Origin of the sequence: Thalassospira alkalitolerans, assembly GCF_002115745.1 — a bacterium.
Classification (GTDB): Bacteria; Pseudomonadota; Alphaproteobacteria; order Rhodospirillales; family Thalassospiraceae; genus Thalassospira; species Thalassospira alkalitolerans.
Map to the genome: position 1 here is coordinate 136,107 of NZ_JFKB01000008.1, position 19,960 is coordinate 156,066.

Annotated in this window: 24 protein-coding genes; 12 read left to right on the plus strand and 12 right to left on the minus strand. The window is 54.2% G+C overall.

What is annotated here, in order from left to right; all coding sequences use genetic code 11:
• Position 1: 1 nt before the first annotated feature.
• The 6 genes from TALK_RS12845 to TALK_RS12870 all read left to right on the plus strand — a co-directional run bounded on the left by TALK_RS12845 (position 2) and on the right by TALK_RS12870 (position 7,481).
• Complete coding sequence (locus TALK_RS12845) at positions 2-808, plus strand: 2OG-Fe(II) oxygenase (RefSeq protein WP_085619483.1); 807 nt, start codon at positions 2-4, stop codon at positions 806-808.
• Between the two features lie 21 nt (positions 809-829).
• The gene (locus TALK_RS12850) at positions 830-1,255 is read left to right on the plus strand and encodes a hypothetical protein (RefSeq protein ID WP_085619484.1); all 426 of its coding nucleotides are present in this window, start codon (positions 830-832) and stop codon (positions 1,253-1,255) included.
• 72 nt (positions 1,256-1,327) lie between these two features.
• A complete protein-coding gene (locus TALK_RS22220; RefSeq protein WP_085619486.1) occupies positions 1,328-5,083 on the plus strand; it encodes a fibronectin type III domain-containing protein in 3,756 nt (1,251 codons plus the stop codon).
• Positions 5,080-5,844, plus strand: a complete 765-nt coding sequence (locus tag TALK_RS12860) for an SDR family NAD(P)-dependent oxidoreductase (RefSeq protein ID WP_085619488.1) — start codon at positions 5,080-5,082, stop codon at positions 5,842-5,844. Before TALK_RS22220 ends, TALK_RS12860 begins: the two co-directional genes overlap by 4 nt.
• A 155-nt stretch (positions 5,845-5,999) precedes the next feature.
• The gene (locus tag TALK_RS12865; protein ID WP_085619490.1) at positions 6,000-7,115 is read left to right on the plus strand and encodes an NADH:flavin oxidoreductase; all 1,116 of its coding nucleotides are present in this window, start codon (positions 6,000-6,002) and stop codon (positions 7,113-7,115) included.
• A 138-nt stretch (positions 7,116-7,253) separates the two neighbouring features.
• The gene (locus tag TALK_RS12870; protein WP_085619492.1) at positions 7,254-7,481 is read left to right on the plus strand and encodes a DUF1413 domain-containing protein; all 228 of its coding nucleotides are present in this window, start codon (positions 7,254-7,256) and stop codon (positions 7,479-7,481) included.
• Between the two features lie 81 nt (positions 7,482-7,562).
• Here TALK_RS12870 and TALK_RS12875 read toward each other — a convergent pair whose 3' ends face one another.
• Positions 7,563-7,955 (minus strand): DUF952 domain-containing protein, encoded by a 393-nt coding sequence (locus TALK_RS12875; protein WP_245829877.1) that lies wholly within the window; start codon positions 7,953-7,955, stop codon positions 7,563-7,565.
• 241 nt (positions 7,956-8,196) lie between these two features.
• Here TALK_RS12875 and TALK_RS12880 point away from each other — a divergent pair, with 241 nt between their 5' ends.
• From TALK_RS12880 to TALK_RS12895, 4 genes are all read left to right on the plus strand, one after another.
• Positions 8,197-8,439 carry a hypothetical protein gene (locus TALK_RS12880; RefSeq protein WP_085619494.1) on the plus strand — a complete coding sequence of 81 codons (243 nt, stop codon included), beginning with the start codon at positions 8,197-8,199 and terminating at the stop codon, positions 8,437-8,439.
• A gap of 99 nt (positions 8,440-8,538) precedes the next feature.
• Positions 8,539-8,817 (plus strand): type II toxin-antitoxin system Phd/YefM family antitoxin, encoded by a 279-nt coding sequence (locus tag TALK_RS12885; protein ID WP_085619496.1) that lies wholly within the window; start codon positions 8,539-8,541, stop codon positions 8,815-8,817.
• Positions 8,814-9,134, plus strand: coding sequence for a type II toxin-antitoxin system RelE/ParE family toxin (locus tag TALK_RS12890; protein ID WP_085619498.1), 321 nt, complete (start codon positions 8,814-8,816; stop codon positions 9,132-9,134). Before TALK_RS12885 ends, TALK_RS12890 begins: the two co-directional genes overlap by 4 nt.
• A 52-nt stretch (positions 9,135-9,186) precedes the next feature.
• Positions 9,187-9,912 (plus strand): hypothetical protein, encoded by a 726-nt coding sequence (locus tag TALK_RS12895; RefSeq protein WP_085619500.1) that lies wholly within the window; start codon positions 9,187-9,189, stop codon positions 9,910-9,912.
• A 38-nt stretch (positions 9,913-9,950) separates the two neighbouring features.
• Here TALK_RS12895 and TALK_RS12900 read toward each other — a convergent pair whose 3' ends face one another.
• From TALK_RS12900 to TALK_RS12935, 8 genes are all read right to left on the minus strand, one after another.
• On the minus strand, positions 9,951-10,526 hold the full coding sequence (locus TALK_RS12900; RefSeq protein WP_085619502.1) for a PIN domain-containing protein: 576 nt from the start codon (positions 10,524-10,526) through the stop codon (positions 9,951-9,953).
• 6 nt (positions 10,527-10,532) lie between these two features.
• The gene (locus tag TALK_RS12905; protein ID WP_085619504.1) at positions 10,533-11,003 is read right to left on the minus strand and encodes a helix-turn-helix domain-containing protein; all 471 of its coding nucleotides are present in this window, start codon (positions 11,001-11,003) and stop codon (positions 10,533-10,535) included.
• Positions 11,004-11,239: 236 nt separating this feature from the next.
• On the minus strand, positions 11,240-11,728 hold the full coding sequence (locus TALK_RS12910) for a 3TM-type holin (protein WP_085619506.1): 489 nt from the start codon (positions 11,726-11,728) through the stop codon (positions 11,240-11,242).
• 21 nt (positions 11,729-11,749) lie between these two features.
• On the minus strand, positions 11,750-12,208 hold the full coding sequence (locus TALK_RS12915) for a cell wall hydrolase (protein WP_085619508.1): 459 nt from the start codon (positions 12,206-12,208) through the stop codon (positions 11,750-11,752).
• A 20-nt stretch (positions 12,209-12,228) separates the two neighbouring features.
• A complete protein-coding gene (locus TALK_RS12920) occupies positions 12,229-12,546 on the minus strand; it encodes a hypothetical protein (RefSeq protein WP_169715027.1) in 318 nt (105 codons plus the stop codon).
• Between the two features lie 271 nt (positions 12,547-12,817).
• Positions 12,818-13,123, minus strand: coding sequence for a hypothetical protein (locus TALK_RS12925; protein WP_085619509.1), 306 nt, complete (start codon positions 13,121-13,123; stop codon positions 12,818-12,820).
• A 290-nt stretch (positions 13,124-13,413) separates the two neighbouring features.
• Positions 13,414-14,967 carry a phage terminase large subunit gene (gene terL, locus TALK_RS12930; protein ID WP_085619511.1) on the minus strand — a complete coding sequence of 518 codons (1,554 nt, stop codon included), beginning with the start codon at positions 14,965-14,967 and terminating at the stop codon, positions 13,414-13,416.
• Between the two features lie 184 nt (positions 14,968-15,151).
• On the minus strand, positions 15,152-15,775 hold the full coding sequence (locus TALK_RS12935; protein ID WP_245829879.1) for a TetR/AcrR family transcriptional regulator: 624 nt from the start codon (positions 15,773-15,775) through the stop codon (positions 15,152-15,154).
• Between the two features lie 193 nt (positions 15,776-15,968).
• On the opposite strand from TALK_RS12935, the gene TALK_RS12940 reads away from it, so the two are divergent.
• Entirely contained in the window at positions 15,969-16,943 is a 975-nt protein-coding gene (locus TALK_RS12940) for an alpha/beta hydrolase family protein (protein WP_085619513.1), read from the plus strand.
• A gap of 171 nt (positions 16,944-17,114) precedes the next feature.
• Here TALK_RS12940 and TALK_RS12945 read toward each other — a convergent pair whose 3' ends face one another.
• Both TALK_RS12945 and TALK_RS12950 read right to left on the minus strand, forming a co-directional pair.
• Positions 17,115-17,831, minus strand: a complete 717-nt coding sequence (locus tag TALK_RS12945) for an RES family NAD+ phosphorylase (protein ID WP_245829881.1) — start codon at positions 17,829-17,831, stop codon at positions 17,115-17,117.
• The gene (locus TALK_RS12950) at positions 17,825-18,238 is read right to left on the minus strand and encodes an MbcA/ParS/Xre antitoxin family protein (RefSeq protein ID WP_085619515.1); all 414 of its coding nucleotides are present in this window, start codon (positions 18,236-18,238) and stop codon (positions 17,825-17,827) included. The genes TALK_RS12945 and TALK_RS12950 overlap by 7 nt, the downstream gene beginning before the upstream one ends.
• 62 nt (positions 18,239-18,300) lie before the next feature.
• Here TALK_RS12950 and fic point away from each other — a divergent pair, with 62 nt between their 5' ends.
• Entirely contained in the window at positions 18,301-19,596 is a 1,296-nt protein-coding gene (gene fic / locus TALK_RS12955; protein ID WP_211274815.1) for a protein adenylyltransferase Fic, read from the plus strand.
• A 27-nt stretch (positions 19,597-19,623) separates the two neighbouring features.
• Here the strand turns inward: fic and TALK_RS12960 are convergent, their stop codons facing one another.
• A complete protein-coding gene (locus tag TALK_RS12960) occupies positions 19,624-19,941 on the minus strand; it encodes a hypothetical protein (RefSeq protein WP_085619519.1) in 318 nt (105 codons plus the stop codon).
• Between the last annotated feature and the right edge of the window lie 19 nt (positions 19,942-19,960).

Consider the following 19,960-nt stretch of genomic DNA (forward strand, 5'->3'; position numbering starts at 1 on the left):
AATGACCATAAACAGCATTCAAAAGCCCGCGTCATTTCCGTTTCGGCATGTTGTCATCGACAATTACCTAAACAGCAACACGCATGATGCGATCCGCCAGGATTTCAATAAACTTCTGGCGCATGGCATTACGCAATTGCCGGACCAAAACCGGCTGGCAAAAATGCCGGGCTATGATTGCTATAACTGGGTCTTTCCGCGCGACGTTACGGCCCCAATGGATCACTTTTACAGTGCAGAGTTTATGGCATTTTGCCGCGAAACCCTGAACATCCCTTTCACTGCCGAAGTGAATGCCCAAATCAACCATCATCCTGCGGGTTGCCGAAGCGGTATCTGGCATACGGACTTCATCCACTGTTATCACACGCAAGACCCAACAAACCATTCCGGCATACGTCCTTGGTATTTCGGCTGTAATTATCAATCTGGAATGCCGGTTGCCGGTAGCTCCGACGCACGGATCCTTAAGCGCGTCAGGGCACTCACCTTCCTTTACTACATTGATGGCGATGACTGGACCCAGGGGGACGGCGGCGAAACAGCCTTCGGCTATGAAAGTCCTTTCGGCGATGAGGTCGCACCTTTCTCGGCGATTGCCCCTCTTCCCAACCGTCTCCTGATGTTCGAATGCAGTCCGCATTCTTTCCATCGAATGCTTGGCAACAATCGTCTGCCACGCAGCCTGATCATCGGCTGGCTGCACTGTACCCCCGAATATGCCGTTCAAAAACATGGCATGGTTCCAGATGACTGGAACAGTGAAGCTGCGCTTGGCCTCGTCACCTACAACGAGCCAGAACAGTAACCTCAAACCAAGGATACGTTTATGCCTTCGTCAAACACACTCAAAACCACTATATCCGGCAACATTGTCATCGGATCAGCTGCCTCACCAATCACCATTCCAGTCAGCACCGATTTGCCGCCAACAACCCCCGGTGATCTAAAGTTTTCTTATCAGTTGCCCACGGGAACCCCCCCATCGGCACATATCAGCGTCAGTGATCTTATCGGTTGGGCCTCTACGGCCCTGGGCAGCACCATCACCGCCTCAGACCTGCCCTCCAGCCTGACCGCCCTGTCGGTTGCCGTTGACAACATCACCGTCGATACAACCGGCAAATTCGATCTCGGCATGCTGTTCGGTAGCGATAACAGCGGCACATGGGACCCAAGCTGGACCCCGATCTCTGGCTTGCCGGTCAGCCTGTCCAACGTCCTGCTGCAATTCGACTACGGCACACAACCCTGATCCCATCCCGGAAACCCGTTATTTCCCAACCACATACAGGGGCCTTCGTGGCTCCTGTAAAGGGGGACCTTTATGTCCATGAAAACCCATTTGTCCGGCGAACTGATCCTTGCAGGTGCCACCTTCGATCTTGCAGCAGCCCTACCAGCACCTAATGATAAAATCAGTTTCTCTGGCTCGCTGGCAGATGGTTCAACCATTAGCCTGACCGGCCTGGTCAATGGCGTGGCAGGAAACAGTTTCTTAAAACTGCCCTCCGGCTTCCCCGACCTTGTCCTCAATCAGGCCGCAATCACTCTCGAACCTCAACAAAAAATCGCATTTTCGGCAGGTTCAAATCAAAAATGGTCCAACCCATTTGGCTTTCTTCAGGGCGTAACCATAAATACGTTTGACCTGTCCTTTTCATCGACAAAATCTGGCTCGAATCAAGTCAATACGGTCAGCTTCGATACAACCGCTGACTTCGGGTCCCTTAAAAATATTCAAGGTTATGTCCTCTTTAACCAAGGCACTTTTGAAGTCGTCGGCCTTGCCATAAGTGACACGATTTCGATTTCATCTATTTTATCCACAATGGTTCCCGGCCTTGACTGGGGCAGCCTTCTGCCCGTTTCATTTGGCCCGGCGGCGGGTGCCACCGCCATGCGGCTGTATTACGCGCCAAATGACGGACAAACCGGTAATCCCCCCTTCATCAAGGGGATCAATCTGGATCAATGCCAGATCAGCATTTTTGATCATGTCGCCAATGTCAGTTTGAATATTGATAAAACGGCCGGAAACACCTCGTTATCGGTCACAGGGTCGCTGCCAGCACCAATCGATATTGCCGATATCCTGAAACTGACCAAACCGGGGTCAAGCCAACTTGGTCCGGGCGTTCAAATTGCTCGCAGTAGCGGGTCATCGTCATTCATACTCGAAGCCGGAATCACCTTTTTCAAAACCAGCTTTGGCTCGGCTCAGATTGGAATTGCGTCGATCCCCGGCACCAGCAAATATCAGATGGTCGGCACCCTTAAATATAGCGGGTCGATTGCGGGCATTCAAAACCCCGAACTTGCGTTCACCTGGAGCAAACCCAACGGTTTCCGTGTTCAAAACTGGAACATGAACAATTTCCCGGCTCAGGCGCTCGACTTTCTCAGCCAGCTTAAGAATACAAGCAGCTCCGCGTGCGGTTCACTGCTAAACTTTGTCTTCAAAGATGTCATCACAACGAAATATAGCCTAAAGGTTGCCATGTCTGCGGGGGATGGTGGCCTCAACCTTGATCTGACGATCTCCTATACCCTCAGCATCCCCGGCAAGAGTGACTTTCTCGGCGCATCCCTGCCAAGCTTTGCGGTGCCAATCAGAAAACCCGAAAATCTGACCTTTGAAGACGTGATCAATCAACTGATCAGCAGCGTCAATGGCGCGGCGGCAAACCTGATCAACGCGATATTTAGCGATCCCGAAAAATCCGCGACTTTCTTTGCCACGGTTGTCGCCAAAAGCGTCCTGCAGCAATTCGCGGGCACTTTGCTATGCAACGGTTGGAGCACCACGCCCCCGCCGCCGCCGCCCCCGCCCCCGCCACCGCCGCCACCGCCACCGCCGCCGCCTGGCCCCGGTCCGGGTCCCGGCCCGCAAAAACCCGGCACACCCGTCATTTCCACCGTGACTTACACAGATGGCAAAGTCACAATTGACTGGTCCCAGGCCACCAATGCCAGCAAGTATATTTGCGTCCTGACTCAACAGGGGCAACCCGCTATTGGCACCAATGAACTCAGCGCACCGGCACAGACAACACAGATCACTTTCCCCGATGATGCGCCCAGCGGCGAATATCATGCGGCGGTGCGTGCCTATAACCAATCCATTCCTGGCGATTGGTCCGCAACCAAAACAATCACGAAACAAATCGCCACAAACACCCCGACGTTTACCTTTGATACGGCAAATCTGACCTTAAGCTGGAACAACGTTTCCGGCGCAGAAAATTACGCCATTGCCTTTACACCGCCAAACGGCACAACCGCCACGACCCAACAATCAAATCCCCCGGCGATATTCCCGATTGGAACGACCGCGGGCAATGCGACGGCAAAAACACAGGTCTTGGGCGGCATTCCATCCGATTGGAGCCAAACAGCCAGCATCACAATTCTGGCGGCACCGGCCCAACTCACCGCAACGCCTGCAAGCTCACAAGACAAGATCAATCTGTCTTGGCACGCGGTAAACGGTGCCACCGGTTATGTCGTGATCATAAAAAGCCAAACAGGCACACCACTTGCCCCGCAACCTGCCATTTCCATTACCGGCACAACCGCATCCGTAACAGCAACGACTTTGGTTTCCGGAACAACCTATCAGATAGAAGTCCGCGCAACCGGCAATGCCTCGGTTCCAACCTCTATTGATTACCTGTGGGCGCCAACACCCAATAAAGAATATGAACTAAGCCTGCTGTCTGAAACGGCCAGCATGTCGATCCCCTATATCGCCGATTATGATCTTGGGATCGATGCTTTTACCCTCTTGATCAACGTCACAGCACTCTTGCCAAACACACAGGGACTGCTGTTCTCTCATGCCTCACAAGTCCCCTCGTCTTTTGGCCCGAAACTGGCCGGGTTCTGGGTGTGGATCAATCAATCGGGTTCGCTTTGCTGCACGCTTAGCGATGGCAAAGGAAATACACGCGATTTCGTCACATCCGCCGCTGTCGATCTAAGCACACAGCCACATACGCTGGTCATCCGCCGGCAGAAAATAAAAAACCGGGCGGCCATTTCCGCATGGCTGGATGGACAACAAATTGACAGCTTCGATAATAAACGGTCGCCCGTGGACATCACAACAACCTCGGCCGCTTTGGTCATGGGAAGTGACACGGCCATACGTCCCCCATTGGCCCAACCAACCGATGTGTTAACCGGCACGATCCGGTTGATTAAACTGTGGAACACAGCCCTTTCATCGGACCAAATACCCGATGCACAACAGAACGCGACCGCGCGAAATAGTCTGATCGGGATGTGGAACTTCGCAGACGGCAAGGGCAACGACGCAACAGGTCGCAACCCGTCCCCGGCAACCCTTGGCGGCGGTGCCGCCATTATCGAAATCCCGGACCGCGATTTCGCACTCAGCCTGCCCCAAAACGACGCAGCCCTGACAATCCCGTTCATACCGGCATATGCATTTGCCAAAAACGGCTTTACCATTCTGCTTAAGCTGACCGCCAAGTCGCCCAACACCCAGGGTCTAATCTTCTCGCAAGTCTCAACAATAAAAACCACCTGGGGCAAAAAACTACAGGGCTTCTGGATATGGCTCGATAATTCCGGATTGATCCATTGCAGCCAATCGGATGGCCAAGGCAATATTCTTGATTTTACAACCACACAAAGCATCAAGATGGTCGGGCAACCGCACACCCTTGTCATTCGCAGGAACGTTGCAAACACCCAGGCAATAACAACAGCCTGGCTTGATCAGGAAAAACAATCTTCCTACGCGAACCCGCGCCCACCGATTAATATTACGACCCAGAATGCGGACCTGATTGCAGGCAACAACCCGCTTGTTCTTTCCGGGCGCTCCGCACCAAACAACATCATGACCGCCGACATCAATCTGATCAAAATCTGGTCCGATGCCCTGTCCGACACAGAAATTCAAATCGCCACACAGCCCAATGTGGCCCCGACATCCCTGATTGGAACCTGGGATTTTGCCGATGATCAAACAAAAGACATCACAGGCAAAAACCCGACTGCCGGGCAATTGACCGGCGGGGCAACCGTCGTCTCGACAAAGCCGCCATCATGATGAAATTGCATCTCGAAGGATTAAAAGTCGCCATTGCCGGGGGCACACGCGGGATTGGTCTGGCAATCGGGCATATGTTTGCCCGCGAAAATTGCCAACTGGCAATCTGCGGGCAAGACAGCCTGACTGTGTCTGTCGCATTATCCGAACTCAAACGCCACGGCAACAAGATACGCGGCGATACATTGGATATAAGCGATACAGAAAAATGCCGGGACTGGGTCAAATCTGCGGCCGAAGATTTGGGCGGATTGGACGTTTTTATCGGCAATGCCGCCGCCTTGTCAGAGGCCAACAACGACCCCGGCTGGCGCAGGTCGGTTGATGTCGGTCTTCTGGGTGTCATTGCCGGTGCCGATGCCGCAATCGCGTTTCTTCGCAACAGCACGCGACCAACCATTATTTTTGTCGCCTCCACCGCGGGCATTGAATCCGGTGGCCAGGCTTTGCCTTATTCCGCCGTCAAAGCCGCCTTGATCGCACATGCCAAAGACCTTGCCATCGAACTGAGCAACACAGGGATCAGAGTCAACGCCATCTCGCCGGGAATGGTTTACGATAAATCCGGATGCTGGGGCCAGATGGAACAAACCAATCCAGACTATTTCAGCTATGTCAAAAACAGCAATCCGATGCGACGCATGGCCGATTTAAACGATGTTACAAACGCCGTCGCCTTTCTCACCAGCACCGAGGGCAGCTTCATCAACGGGACCAATCTGGTCATCGATGGCGGCCGCAGCAGATCCTATTCCGGCTAGGATCAGGATTACCTTTCAAAACCGGGCCTGCCTCCCATCGGGGCAAGAACACAAAATCCCCGCTAATTTCATTTTTTGCGTCGCAACAAATTGACACTCGGCGATTTTGGCTTAATTGCAGGGGCATATATTTCCTTTTTCGGAGACACCCCGATATGACCTCGACCGATATCCTGTTTCAGCCCTTCAAGCTGAAAACCCTTGATCTGCCCAATCGCATTGTTATGGCCCCGATGACCCGCGTCATGGCACCCGATGGCATTCCCGGCCCGGCCAACGCGGCCTATTACCGCAAACGCGCCGAAGGCGGGGTTGGGTTGATCCTGTCCGAGGGCACGGTGGTAGATCGCCCGGCATCACGCAATGAAAAGGACATTCCCGTCTTTCACGGCGATGCCGCCCTTAAAGGCTGGGCCGAGGTGATTAACAAAGTCCACGCGGCGGGCGGTAAAATGGCCCCGCAAATCTGGCATACCGGTTCGACCAAAAGCATGCAAAATGCCTGGGTGCCTGATGCCCCGGTCGAAAGCCCGTCGGGTCTTTTGGCACCAGATACCCCGCGCGGCGTCGCCATGAGCGACGAAGACATCGCCGATACCATTGCCGCCTTTGCCTCTGCCGCCAAATCGGCCAAGGACCTTGGCTTTGATACCGTCGAAATCCACGGCGCGCATGGCTATCTGATTGATGAATTTTTCTGGTCGGGCACCAATTTGCGCGATGATCGTTATGGCGGCAAAACCATTGCCGAACGATCGACCTTTGCCCGTGAAGTCGTGGCGGCCACCCGTGCTGCCGTTGGCCCGGATTTCCCGATTATCTTGCGGCTTAGCCAATGGAAACAACAGGATTTGACCGCCCGTCTGGCCCCAACCCCCGATGAAATGACATCATGGCTGGCCCCGCTGGTCGAAGCCGGTGCTGATATCCTCCATTGCTCGCAACGTCGTTTCTGGGAACCGGAATTCCCCGAACTTGATGGCGAAAATGGTCTTAACTTTGCCGGTTGGGCCAAAAAACTCACCGGGGCAGCGACCATTTCAGTTGGCTCTGTCGGTCTTTCAAGCGATTTCTTTACCGCCTTTGGCGGTCAGGGTTCCAAACAGGCCGAACTTGATCAACTGATCAACCGCATGGAAAAAGGCGAATTTGATCTGATCGCCATTGGTCGTGTGCTTCTGACTGATCCCGATTGGGTCGCCAAAATCCGCGATAACCGTATGGCAGAGCTTAAAGGCTTTGACCCGGCAAGCCTTGGCGAATTGGTCTAACCTTCAAAACCCGGCCCACAAGCCAATCAATCCAAAGGACGGCACCATTGCGGTGCCGTCCTTTTTTTGATCCCCATCATGGCACTCAAGGGGGCAAAATGTTCAAATGGGCAAAGATCGAAAAGGTCGGAGGCCACAATGGACACACATGAAATCACCCGCCTGCAAAACCGGATGGCATCCCATGATCCGGGCGAATTTCATTTCCGCGAAATCTTTGGCCCCGATTGGGACCGGCTTTATATCGGCGATAAAGTCCGGTTGGGTCGGGAATTCCTTAACGCGGTGCGCGCCGGATATTTCCCGGGAATAGAGGACACCGGCCAGAAAAAAGGCGGCGGGCGCGTCTATCGCCGGATCGGCTGATCAAGGCCAAAGGTTAACCGACCCGACCTGATCCAACCCAATCCAGCCACCATGCCATGCATGGCCGCGGCTCATCCCCCGCTAGCGCATATCTTCCGGCAGGATATGAACCTCGTCATCATCAAGCGCCAAATCATCAACCCGCGCGACATGTTCAACCGACAGCACATCATAAAGATGCGGGAACAGCGTGCCCCCACGGGCCGGTTCCCATTTCAGCTTGTCGGCAACACTTTCGACCGGCACATGCAACAGGCGCAGTCCGCCACGCTTGGCATAATGCAGGGCCAAGGTCGCCGCCAGCGTATCAATCGTCGAAAAATGGATAAAGCCATCCGCAATATCATGCGGCGCGCCCGCATACTGGCCGGTCGACAGGGCTTCCGCCCATTCGTCCGATCCCAATACGCGATAAATCGTGGTGTGAGTATGTGATGTCGTTGTCATACGGGGAAAATAGGCATTTCTACGCATTTCAGCAAGGCCACCCCAACAAGCCCTCCCCGAAAACAGCCCACCCCGGCTTGCCCCGACAATTTTTGCTCTCGAAAAACATACATACGTATAGTATAACTTGAATTAAAGAGTAGCCTGAACTATCAATATAGCGGAATCATCCTTGGCGATACTTTTCCTGCATCGAAAAGAATCCGGGGAAAAATGCCCGCACCGCTCAAAATGATAAAGATGTGAAAATGCAAACATGAATGCTAAAATGCGCAAGACCGAAACCCCTGCGACCCGCCCCACAGTTGACCTTCCGGAAAACCGCCATCGTTGGGCCTCCAATGATGAAGTCGAAAAACCCCGCGTCATTCTGCGGGGCCCGAACATCCTTGAAGATGACCTAAGCGCGTATCTCAAAATCCCAAACAAAAGATACCTGCCCCAAATCGCGGCCTATGGCCTCGCGGGCCTCACCCTTGCCTGCATCCTGATTTATATCTTCCTGCGCTAGGATTTCGCTCTGGCGTTGCCCGCTTTGCGATGGGCATCTTCCACCACGTCCAAATCCGTGATAAATTCGCACTTAATCAAATGCTTTAAAGGTGTGAATATGGATATCACCAAGGATATTCGCCCGCTGACCGAGTTTAAGCGCGACACGGCGGCCTTCACCAAACGCCTGCGCGAAACGCAGGAACCCGCGATCCTGACGGTTAATGGCAAGGCATCGCTGGTGGTGATGGATGCCAAGGCTTGGCAGGATATGCAAAACCGTCTGGAATATAACGCCACAACCGATGGCATCCGCACCGGACTAAACCAGATTGCCGATGGCCAAGGGCAGAATGCAGAAAGCTTCTTTAACGACCTGACCACCCGGCATAAATGAAACAATACCGGGTCGTCATATCGCCCAAGGCGGCGGCGGATATCACCGCTGCCTATGACTGGCTCTATAGCGAAAACCCGGTCTATGCCACCAAATGGCGCGATGGCATGCAAGATGCCGTAATGGGCCTGCAAACACTCCCCTTCGCCCATGCAATCGCCCCGGAAAGTGCCACTTTCGACATTGAAATTCGACAGTTGCTCTATGGGCCGGGAACGCCATGGCGCGTGTTTTACTGTATCAAAGGTGATCAGGTCTCAATCCTTCACGTCCGCCATGGACGACAGGATTATTGGTTACCTGAAACGATTGGCTGACTGAAAAATAGATCAGTCCCATTTTTATCCTCATGCTGACATGGAAAACATCATGATGAAAAAACAGCAAAAACTCGAAGAGTGCCGATATGTGCATAAGACAGCCGAATTACTTGGCTTTTCTTGGAACATAGCAAAACAGCAAGAGGCTCCAGATTTTATAATTACCGAAAATAACTCTACGTTTGGACTGGAAGTGACAGAAATTTTCACAGGAAATATTACTAAATCCGGTGGAGCAAAACTTAAAGGCAATGAGCATTATCGCCAAGAGCAGTTGAACAAAATACGCACCACATTTGAGGCAAAAGAAAGCGTAAAGCTTCACCTAAGGCTACTTAGATCCTCAGCAAATCAGCAAACGGGAAACATCACACGCACGGAGATATGCGACATACTCAGGGCATTAATCGCTGAAAAAATTACGCAAAAAGAAATCGGATTTAGCAATACAATTGAGCTCAAGCATGGAGGGAAAATTCAAATCACAAATGAGTATAAATCACGATGGTACGTAGTCAATGATCGCGCAGGTTTTGTTCTTCAACATCCAGAATATCAAATACAATCAGCAATAAACAAAAAGAATGAGAAATTTCAGCAATATCAAGATAATGCAGGAGACGACATCCGCTTGCTAATTGTGGCCAACCGCACATCCAATAGTGGAAAGATCAGATTATCCGATCATTCCTCACTTACAGTTGATTACAAAAACTTCAAAGTAGTTTATTTTTTATCACACCCTGAAGAAGCTACTGCGCTTCAATTCAAGTAATAATAAAAGGGAATAGATTTATCCCCTCGCACGAAACCTCACCAATACCCCTCATACTGCTTCATAAGCAGGGCCGTATTCAGCAACCCCTGACTTTCGGCGACATTAATAATCGCCTCTGTCGATAGGGCAGGATTTTGAAACCGCGCCCGCATCCTCTTTAAAGCAGCAAAAGCCGTATGCTCATGAAGGGTTATGGTATCGGCAATGAAGTCATCGGTTGATTTGGCCTCCATCCCGAATTTTCCAAGCTCTGCCTCGGGGAAATCCTTTAAGTTATCCGTCACGACAACCTGGGCATGGGTACAGATGGCCGCCGCCACAACATGACGATCATTGGGATCGGGCAGATCAACAGACGGAATATAAACCTCAAAACCGCTGACACAGGCTTCTTCAAAGGCCGTCACCATCTGGTCTCGCTGTTTGGCCGTATCGGCTTCGCCCTTTGATATTTTGGCGATTGCGCGCTCCATCTCGTCAAGGATCAGCGCACTCCATCGCGGGCGAAACAGCTCCGCCTCGGCAAGGCTAAGCAGCAAGTTGCGTTTAAGCACACCGGCCAGAACACAGGCATCAAGCAAAGCTGTGAAATGATCTGACCGATATGTCATGCGCGCCTAGTATCCTTTCAGAACAAGATCGGCATCCGATTTTGCAAGATCGGACAACGCCTGATCACGTGTCGTATCGCGGGCCTGCTTATAGGCAAACAAATCCTCGGCCTTGATCCGACGATGGCGACCAACCGTGATGAATTTAATCTTGCCCGCTTCCAAAAGTTTGATCAGATAGGGCCGCGACACATTTAACAAATCTGCCGCCTGCTGGGTGGTCAGTTCTGCGGTCAGCGGGATCATCTGAAACCCTTGTCGGCCAGATACCAAACGCAACAAATCCATCAGGCTTGCCGTTAACGCCGGTGTCAGCGCAATTGTCTGCGGCTTGCCTTCGGGCAGTGTCACAGTCAGTTGAGTATCTTCGCCTTCCTTGGCCTGAGACGCAATAATCTGACGCAGTTGATCGGCTGTCGCGCTTTCAACCTGTGTCGGCAATCGCTCGCCAAAATCGTCTTTTCTCAATGCTGACATCTTGCGAACTCCGTTTCCCTTTTCCCGGCACTCCCTCTCCTTTTCAAAAAGAATGAGAGCACGCCTATATGTATAAGACCATCCAGCCATAAACGCAATATTCGAAACATACGCAACAAACGAAACTCTTGTGACAAGATCAAAATAGTGCGCACATGCAGGCTATCAATCACCATCCCCACCCGTCACCCCCGCGAAGGCGGGGGTCCATGCCACCACATGCCCCCCATGCCCGATTATCCCAGCTTCTTATCCGCACTTCGCTTCACCACACTCACGCCAAGCACGCCCAGCGCAATGCCCCAAATCGGGCTGGTATTGACAAGGGCCGCAATAATCGCCGGGGCCTGTAATGGCGTCAGGATGATCGCCGCCGCGATTGATCCCATGGTCATGATCCAGGTCAGCGCCACCGCATAGCCAAAGCTTGGTCGCCAGCGCCGGACAAACGCGTCCTCGCTTTGCACCTCGGCGCGGATGGTGCGATTGACCGTTGCCAGCACTTTGGCATCGCGGGTTAATTCCAGTTCCGCCATGCGTTCGGTATGACGATTGGCTTCGGCGATTTGGGCCGGGGTGACGTCGCCCTTGGTCACGGCCTCCCCCATTTGTTTAAGGCCCTCAGCTGCTGTTTTAGCAATCGGATTGTCGATATGATCAAGCCCCGAACCCACCGCCTTCATCAAAAGCGGCAGACCGATCTGGGCCAATAATGCGGCTATCATGTGATGCCTCCCCTGTTTGACTCAACCGATATTCTTGTAAAACAAATGCCCGCCAATCTCGGCAACCGGCACATGGCCGCGTGCCCAATACGGATCAACCGCCGGGGTATGATAATGGGTCGCCCCCTCGGTCTGATCGGCGATATCGCCCGCCATCGCCCGGCGTGCCACGCGCTTGCACAATCGATAAGCCGGATCGCGCGGGCTGAGTTTCAAAAGTTTTCCCCGGTTCGGGTCCTTGGCATTCCAGCACGAAAACTGCCCCGGTTTCAGGCAAACTTCGGCCATTGTATTGCCCCACCAATACCGCCCGCGTGCCTTGGCAAACGCCACCCGATTCAGGATCACACAGGCCACCGCCTCGATCCCGGCAAGCGCTTCGCCGCGTGCCTCGCCATAAAGCGTGCGCGCAAGGATATCTATCACCGGCAAGTCATGCGGGTCGGTGACTATGGTTTCCGCACTCAAAACATCCGTCATCTATCGGCTCCTTTTGTGAATTACGGGGCTGTCGCACTGTGATCAAGCTTGGCCTCGATCCGGATCAAATGCGCTGTCAGGCGTTTTTCAATGTCTTTGAGATACGGGATCGAGACATAATTGCGTGCGACATCAAGTTTGAAATCCGCCAACCCGTCCCGAAGGTCGGCCATATCGTGATTATGGCTGCTGCGTTGGGCGTCGATCCGGGTTAAAAGTTCGCCCCGCATCCGCCAGATCAGCCAAAAAAGGCTGGCCACCGCCGGAATTTCAACCGCGGTAATCCACCAGATCAAATCGACCGGTTGGCTCATCACATCCTCCTGCCGTTCGGTCATGAAAAAGGCCCGCATCAAAAATGCGGACCAAACGGGTTTGGGCTCGGGCTGTTCCCCCACAGGCAATCGCCCAAAAAAAGACCCGCAAGCCTAAAAGGCTGCGGGTCAGGTCAGGAGGTTACTCATCTGTTGCCAGATCAGCCGTCGTCTCAAACATAACCGGCTTGGCCGGTGTCAGTTTGAAGGGCCCCCGCTTTATTAAAAAGGGGTCACAGTCGGACACTCAGGCACCTGCAATGATCACCACCGTCGCGAAACGATGCGCATCAAATCAGGCCTGCGGGCCCTTCAACTTTGCTTCCAAATCCTGCCAGGCCTCGCCCGATGCCACAAGGCAACAGGGGCCGGAAGGATAGGTAAATAATATGGTCCAGGTCGCGCCATCTGGTGCCTTAAGCACCTCAATCACACCGCCATTGGCGGTGATGCCAATGGCAACCGGTTCTTCGGAATATTTCGCGCTCAGGCGATCAATCACCTTGGCACGATCTCCGCAAACCGGCGGTGCGGCCTTGGCCGCACTGGCAAACATAATTACCGAGAAAACCAATACGATCAGGCTCGGAATTTTCCACATGGTCAGGTCCTCCTTTGAGGAAAAAGGAGGACAGGCGCACCCGTTATCGGATGTCTTGTCGTATGACCTGTCCTGCCAAATTGACCAACACCGCCTAGCGGTAATCGTCTTGTGCCCAACCATCTCAGCAACTATACATAGGTATATAGAGATCGAAATATTATTATTCAAGCATATAATTTCATCGGACCCAGAAAATTTGCCGCATATGCGTTTTTCATCCTCTTTCTGACGCGCCAAACCAACCGTTGTGATCACAGCACCCCAGGGTCAGAGCCCAGGTCCTGACCCTAGGGCGAAAAGCGGCTATCGGCGGAAAATCCCCCATTTTGCCCCCGCCAATCTTCAAACAAAGCCGCCTTTTCAACCCGCGGAAGCCGCACCGGCTCGTTAGCAAGGCACCCGGCCACGGCATCCAGCCCGTCATCATGGTTGTCGGCTTTGCCGCCGCCCCCGCCACCCGATCCCCCGCCCGATAAACCGCCAACCGGATGCCATTCACGCATTTCACGCACAAACCGCGTTTCCCAAATATCGCGCCTTGCATGTAAAAGCCCGGCGGCCAGAACCCCGCCAATCGCATCTTCGATCCGATCCGATTTATTGCGCGTTTCGTGATGTTCAATCACGCTGGCTGCCCAGCCGGTTTTTTTAAGCGCTGCGCGCAGGATGCTGGGCAAAAACCGTCCGATCCCGTTGGTTTCAACCCGCACCGACGGCAAATGATGATGCTTCATAAACGCGGCCGCCTGCGCACAAAGCTGGCTGGCTTCATCGGCTTCGCTTAACCGGGCCGGGTCAAACCGCAACCAGACAATATCATGCAGCCAATATTCCCCCTGGTCGCAAATATAAACGCAGGCAATCGCCGCCCCGTCGCCATTTGCCGCGCCAAAACTCGGATCGAAATGGCACGCCGATGCCACCATCCGCCGATCCCCGATCATCAGGCGCAACGCCCCATTGGCGCGCTCAATCACCGCTGCATCGTCATAGGGAATCATCCGGGCCGGGTCGAGGATCCCGGCACGGGGGGCGACCATTTCCAGCATCATCTGGCTGGCAAATTTCCGCTCTGGCGTGCGCGCCCGGATACCGGCAATTTCGGCATCTGAAAACCGTTCCGGCCAGTTTGACCGGCCCTGATCATCCAGGATCGGCAGGCAGAACCGCGAAAATGTCGCCAAAAATGGCGCGGCCTCGCCGGTTTCCGGGCGAACCTCATCGGCATAGATCGAATAATAGCTATGCGGCGTGCCAACATAAATCTGCGTCCCGCCGGGCGACAGGACATAGGCAATCTCGCCCAGTTTTTCGCGCAGCTCGGCACGTTTATGGCCGCTATCGCTGTTTTTGGGCACCTCGACATCATCACAAATCACCACATCGGCCCGCGATCCGGTGATATTGCCGCCAATGCCCGCCGCCTGCATCGATGGATCGCGCAAAACCCCCTGCCGCGCCACGGTAAAACGTTCCGTGCCCCAATCGACCAGTTTTTCGGGCAAAAGCGCGCCTAACAACGGATGGCGTTCAATCACGCGCTTTACATTCCGCACCATCTTTTTCGCCAGATCAAGATCGGCGGCCAGCACCAGAATGCGCAAATCCGCATCGCGATACAGCAACCAGGCGCAAAACAGCCCGACCAATGTCGATTTGCCCGAATTGCGAAACGCCATCAGCAACAATTCACGTTTGCCCGATTGCCAGCAATCCTCAAGCCAGCCCGCCATATCGCGATGATGCCCCGGAAGATCCAGCCCCAACATCCGGTCCCAAATCCAGACAAACTCGGCAAACCCCGCCGGTTTGGGGCGATTGCGATAAATATACTGCGCCATCCAACATCCCCGCGTTACCCCGTCCCAACCTCAAAACCGGCCATCGACCCCGCATACGCCATCCTCCGGCGTCCCTGAGCGCTGCCGGTTCTGATCAATTTCAAATATCTGTTTGGACATAAAAAAACGGGCCAAAGCCCGCTTCATCACCGTTCAAAATGCCGGTTCATATCCAATCTGAACCTTACCGGCCCGGTGCCTTCACCGCCCCAAACCGCAACCCATCAACCAAAAGGTCAACCATGCTGCGCGTATGCGCCGCCCCGGCCGCATCCCCCACCCCCGCAACCGAAAGATTGGCAATCGCACGTAACAAATCATAGGGCGCAATATCGCCGCGCACTTCGCCCGCCTTGGCCGCCGCATCCAAAAGCCCGGCCAGAACCGGTTCAAAATTGGACCGGAAATAATCAGGCAGCGCATCAAACGCCGGATCACCGGAATGCAGGGCCGCCGCCAGCCCCTTTTTGGCCGCGATAAAATCGGTATAGCGGTTCAACCAGCGCACAAGCGCATCACCCGGCGTATGCGCCGCCGACAAAGTTGCCGCTGTTGCCGCACAGGCATCAACCTCGCGCCGGAAAACCGCCGCCACTAGGTCGGATCGCGTCGGAAACCGGCGATACAATGTGCCAACCCCAACGCCAGCCTTGGCCGCGATTTCGCGTACCGGCGCATCCACGCCAAGGGTGGCAAAAACCTCTTTCGCCGCCTCAAGCACCGCATCCTCATTCCGCTTGGCATCGGCCCGCATCCGGGGTTTTGGCGATGTGCTTTCGCCGGGAAATTTATTCAATTCTTCAGGCAAAACGCCTCCTTAACCGGCTCCCCCAAAGCAGCCGAAGTCTCACAAATCAACCACGCCCTTGTCAAACGGATCAATGTTCCGTATATAACTTGGGTAAATGGAACAACGTTCCGATTAATATCGGATCAATGTTCCACTTTCGCAATATAGGCCAACCCCACCGGTTTCACCACGCAAAATCAAGGCATCCCCCATGAACAATCTGATCAATCACGCCCGCCATATTCCCGTTCCCCCGCCCAGCCCGACCCTGACCATCAACCCGGTCATTTTACCGGTCCCGGATCGCGGCCAACCGCTTGAACTGCGCATTACCGCCCCCGTGATCGGCGATAACCTGCCGATTATTTTGCTGTCACACGGTCATGGTCCGTCCCTTTATATCCCGTCAAAGGATGGCTATGGCCCGCTGGTGGATTTTTATGCCGCCCATGGCTTTGTCGTGATCCAGCCCACCCATGCCAATGCCAAGGTCGCCGGATTGCCCGCCGATGCCCCCGGCGCACCGTTTTTCTGGCAATCGCGTGTGCAAGATATGAAACGCATTCTGGATCAGCTTGCCGTGATCGAAGATCAATTCCCCGCCCTCGCCGGGCGGCTGGACCGCAACCGGATTGCGGTGATCGGTCATTCGCTGGGCGGGCAAACGGCGGGCATGTTACTGGGCGCACGTCTGACCGATACCAAAGACCCGACCGCGCAAAATGTCACCATGATCGAACCGCGCATTACGGCGGGTGTTTTGCTTGCCGCACCGGGCAAGGGCGGCGACAGCCTCAGCAACTTTGCCCGTGAAAACTATACCGTGCTGAACCCCGATTTTGCTCATCTGACGACCCAAACCCTGGTGGTGGCAGGCGACGCCGATGACAATCCGCATCTAACCCCGCGCGGCGCAGATTGGCACACCGACCCCTATCATCACAGCCCCGGTGCCGATGCCTTGCTCACGCTCAAGGGCGGCAAACACGGGCTTGGCGGCATTGCCGGTTATGACGCCAAAGAAACCGACGACGAAGACCCCGACCGCCTTGCCATCACCCAACGCATGACGCTGGCCTATCTGCGCTCGGCCCTCTATCCCGGCGATCCCTCATGGGCAGATGCCTGCGCGGCCCTCGCCAAACATGCCGATACCCACGCCCGCGTCACCCGGAAAAAAGCCTGAAACCGGCCCGGCTGCATCGCTCACCCTGCGCGGTGCAGCCCCCATCCCGCCGCCCGATGGGGTTCCGCCTGTACGGACGTAACGAATAGGAAAAATGTCATCAAACTTCCGTCATTCCCGCGCCCGGCGGGGATTCGGCCCTTCGTGCCACGGCTTCAAAACCAGCCATCATCAAACAACCCGCCAAGTCTCGCCACTGGCAAGATTGCGGACATAATCAACCGCCTCCCCGTTCCAGTGATAGGAAAAATGATCTCCCTGCACCGGGATCGGCACCACATCGGGCCAAAACGCGGCCATACATTGCCCGCCGTCAAACCGCACGCTCGGCCAATAAAGCCCGTCCGATCTCGCCGCCCGCCGTGCCGCACCAAATTTTTGCGAGGCCCCATAATCATCGGGATCAAGCAGGTCGGCCATCCCGCTGACATCCTCAAACACATGGTCGATTTTCCCGACCAACTCGCGAAACTGCGATGTCCAGCCCGCATCCTCGTTCGTCGCCCGCATGGTCCGTGCGTGATGATGCACGGTTTCGGCTATTGCCACAGATCGGCTATTGCCCGCGTAATAAAGCCCATAACTGCCATCGGAAAACCGGCCCGGCCGATACGGCGAACAATGAACAAACGGTGCCATCACATAACTGGCCCCCGGCCCCGATACCCGGCGATCCACCGGCACCTTGGCCAGATTGCCAATGCTGTCACGAATGCGCGGGTTCATCTTGGCCTCGGCCGATGCCAAGGCTTCCCAGTCGGCGGGATCGGCAATGTCTTCAAACAGATCAATCGGTGGATAGATCGACCGGATAATCCGCACACAATGAGGCCATGTCACCCGCTTGGTCGGGATATCGCGCCCGCCCTGATCTGCCGGGTTCACCACCCCCCACGCTCCGCATCCAGATAACTGCGAATATCGGCAATATCCATGATTTCGCCGCGCATCATGATGTCCAGGGCACTTTGCCCGCCAAACGCCGCATTGGGCTTGCGGATCCAGGCATAACCGCGCGCCGGTTCGCGAAACAGATACCGCAGCCCTTTATGAATCCCGATCAGCATCGCCATACGCGTGCGCAAATCACGATCAATCCGCCCGATATCCTTTTTCTTCCACCGCGCCCATGTCCGGGCGGGCATATCGCCCAGCAAAACCCGCGCTTCCTGATCGCTTAAATCCCAAACCCCAAACAGATTGACCGTGGCACGCGCCAATGCCGCTGCCTCATCCCCGGTAATCGTTGCGGCACCCGGCACGGCCCCGGTCGGCTCAACAATTGCGAATTCCATATTCGCACCTCCATTTGGCATAAATATATCACTTTTACGCCAAATGGCAAATACAGGTCATCATGTCGATAAAACCATATAAGTTCGACACGTCGGCAGGACGTGTCGATGCAATCGACATGAAACAACACCCGAGCCTTAACGTGTCGATTTTTTCATATAATTTCGACACAATAACTTGCTTATGTCGATCCCATCGACATAAGCTGACTTTCAGACAAATCGTGTCGATCTTTTGGGAACAACCAAACATGAACTGGCAGGCAGACAAACCTTACAACACTCTTCCCCTACTGCCTCCGACAACCGAACGGGTCGAAACACGATCCGTTTTAAAAGCCTGCACCCCGGCTCGCGCTGCTTTAGCCGAGTTAAAACAGGCTGGCAGATTGCTTCCCAATCAAAACCTGCTGATCAACCTGCTGCCTTTGCTTGAAGCCAAGGACAGCTCGGAAATCGAAAATATCGTCACGACCACAGACAAATTGTTCCAGTTTGCCCAAGAAGATTCTGGTGCCGATCTTGCGACAAAAGAAGCCCTTCGCTATCGCACAGCACTTTATCAGGGGTTCAAAGAACTGGACGACAAACCGTTATGCACAACCACAGCCGTCGAAATTTGCAGCCATCTGAAAAATACCCAGATGGAAATCCGCAAAATTCCCGGCACAATCATAGGCAACCATACAACCGGTGAGACCGTCTACACCCCGCCCGTCGGCGAAAATGTCATTCGCGATCTTCTCGCCAACTGGGAACGGTTTCTACACAGCGAAGACGATATTGACCCGCTGATCAAAATGGCCATCAGCCACTACCAGTTTGAAGCCGTTCACCCATTTCAGGACGGAAACGGGCGAACAGGTCGCATCCTGAACGTTCTTTATCTGATCGAACAGCAACTCCTGACACTGCCGATCCTATATCTCAGCCGCTATATCGTTCAAAATAAACAGGATTACTACCACTTCCTTAATCAGGTGACCCGAACCGGACAATGGGAAGACTGGTTACTCTTCATGCTTAAAGGGGTTGAACAAACCTCCATCTGGACATGCGAAAAAATTGCCGCCATCCGACAGCTCATGGACCACACGACAGATCATGTCCGGGCAAAGCTTCCGAAAATTTACAGTCATGAACTGATACAAGTCATTTTTGAACAGCCCTATTGCCGTATTGCCAATCTGGTGGAACGCGACATCGCAAAACGTCAAACAGCCTCTACTTATCTTAAGCAACTGGTCGATGCGGGCGTTCTAAACGAAATCAGCGCCGGAAAAGAAAAGCTTTTTGCTCACCCGAAACTGATGCACCTCATGACAAACGACACGAACGACATCGCCCCCTACGCATAGCGTTACTTTCAACCAAGTCAGCATCTGTCAAACCTCTGCCAACGCCCCCCGCGCCTCCGCAATCAACTTTTCAATCTCCGCATCCTCACGCTTTTTAGCATCCCCCCCCGCCGCGCCATCAACACCATCCGCACCCGGCCCCTCGCACGCCCAGCGCAGCAGTTTGATCAGGCCTTCAAGATGGCTCAACCCCGCCTTGCAGGCGGCTTGATGCATCGCATAACTTTTGGCATCCATGTTCCGGGATACTTCCCGCGCCACCCGGCGATAGGCCCGACGCGCACGGCGAATATCCATCGGCAAATCACGCAAAAGATCACGGCGCAGTGTTACCAGTTCTTCCATTTCCGGCCCCCGATTTGTG

Excerpts from the sequence above, each read along its gene's own strand:
- TALK_RS12845 (WP_085619483.1), top strand. The coding sequence starts at position 2 with ATGACCATAAACAGCATTCAAAAGCCCGCGTCATTTCCGTTTCGGCAT.
- TALK_RS12920 (WP_169715027.1), bottom strand. The coding sequence starts at position 12,546 with ATGACCGAACGGCAGGAGGATGTGATGAGCCAACCGGTCGATTTGATC.
- TALK_RS12895 (WP_085619500.1), top strand. The coding sequence starts at position 9,187 with ATGATGAAAAAACAGCAAAAACTCGAAGAGTGCCGATATGTGCATAAG.
- TALK_RS12925 (WP_085619509.1), bottom strand. The coding sequence starts at position 13,123 with ATGTGGAAAATTCCGAGCCTGATCGTATTGGTTTTCTCGGTAATTATG.
- terL (WP_085619511.1), bottom strand. The coding sequence starts at position 14,967 with ATGGCGCAGTATATTTATCGCAATCGCCCCAAACCGGCGGGGTTTGCC.
- TALK_RS12905 (WP_085619504.1), bottom strand. The coding sequence starts at position 11,003 with ATGTCAGCATTGAGAAAAGACGATTTTGGCGAGCGATTGCCGACACAG.
- TALK_RS12880 (WP_085619494.1), top strand. The coding sequence starts at position 8,197 with ATGCGCAAGACCGAAACCCCTGCGACCCGCCCCACAGTTGACCTTCCG.
- TALK_RS12910 (WP_085619506.1), bottom strand. The coding sequence starts at position 11,728 with ATGATAGCCGCATTATTGGCCCAGATCGGTCTGCCGCTTTTGATGAAG.
- TALK_RS12900 (WP_085619502.1), bottom strand. The coding sequence starts at position 10,526 with ATGACATATCGGTCAGATCATTTCACAGCTTTGCTTGATGCCTGTGTT.
- TALK_RS12875 (WP_245829877.1), bottom strand. The coding sequence starts at position 7,955 with ATGCGTAGAAATGCCTATTTTCCCCGTATGACAACGACATCACATACT.
- TALK_RS12860 (WP_085619488.1), top strand. The coding sequence starts at position 5,080 with ATGATGAAATTGCATCTCGAAGGATTAAAAGTCGCCATTGCCGGGGGC.
- TALK_RS12850 (WP_085619484.1), top strand. The coding sequence starts at position 830 with ATGCCTTCGTCAAACACACTCAAAACCACTATATCCGGCAACATTGTC.
- TALK_RS12890 (WP_085619498.1), top strand. The coding sequence starts at position 8,814 with ATGAAACAATACCGGGTCGTCATATCGCCCAAGGCGGCGGCGGATATC.
- TALK_RS22220 (WP_085619486.1), top strand. The coding sequence starts at position 1,328 with ATGTCCATGAAAACCCATTTGTCCGGCGAACTGATCCTTGCAGGTGCC.
- TALK_RS12865 (WP_085619490.1), top strand. The coding sequence starts at position 6,000 with ATGACCTCGACCGATATCCTGTTTCAGCCCTTCAAGCTGAAAACCCTT.
- TALK_RS12950 (WP_085619515.1), bottom strand. The coding sequence starts at position 18,238 with ATGGAATTCGCAATTGTTGAGCCGACCGGGGCCGTGCCGGGTGCCGCA.
- TALK_RS12915 (WP_085619508.1), bottom strand. The coding sequence starts at position 12,208 with ATGACGGATGTTTTGAGTGCGGAAACCATAGTCACCGACCCGCATGAC.
- TALK_RS12960 (WP_085619519.1), bottom strand. The coding sequence starts at position 19,941 with ATGGAAGAACTGGTAACACTGCGCCGTGATCTTTTGCGTGATTTGCCG.
- TALK_RS12940 (WP_085619513.1), top strand. The coding sequence starts at position 15,969 with ATGAACAATCTGATCAATCACGCCCGCCATATTCCCGTTCCCCCGCCC.
- fic (WP_211274815.1), top strand. The coding sequence starts at position 18,301 with ATGTCGATAAAACCATATAAGTTCGACACGTCGGCAGGACGTGTCGAT.
- TALK_RS12885 (WP_085619496.1), top strand. The coding sequence starts at position 8,539 with ATGGATATCACCAAGGATATTCGCCCGCTGACCGAGTTTAAGCGCGAC.
- TALK_RS12870 (WP_085619492.1), top strand. The coding sequence starts at position 7,254 with ATGGACACACATGAAATCACCCGCCTGCAAAACCGGATGGCATCCCAT.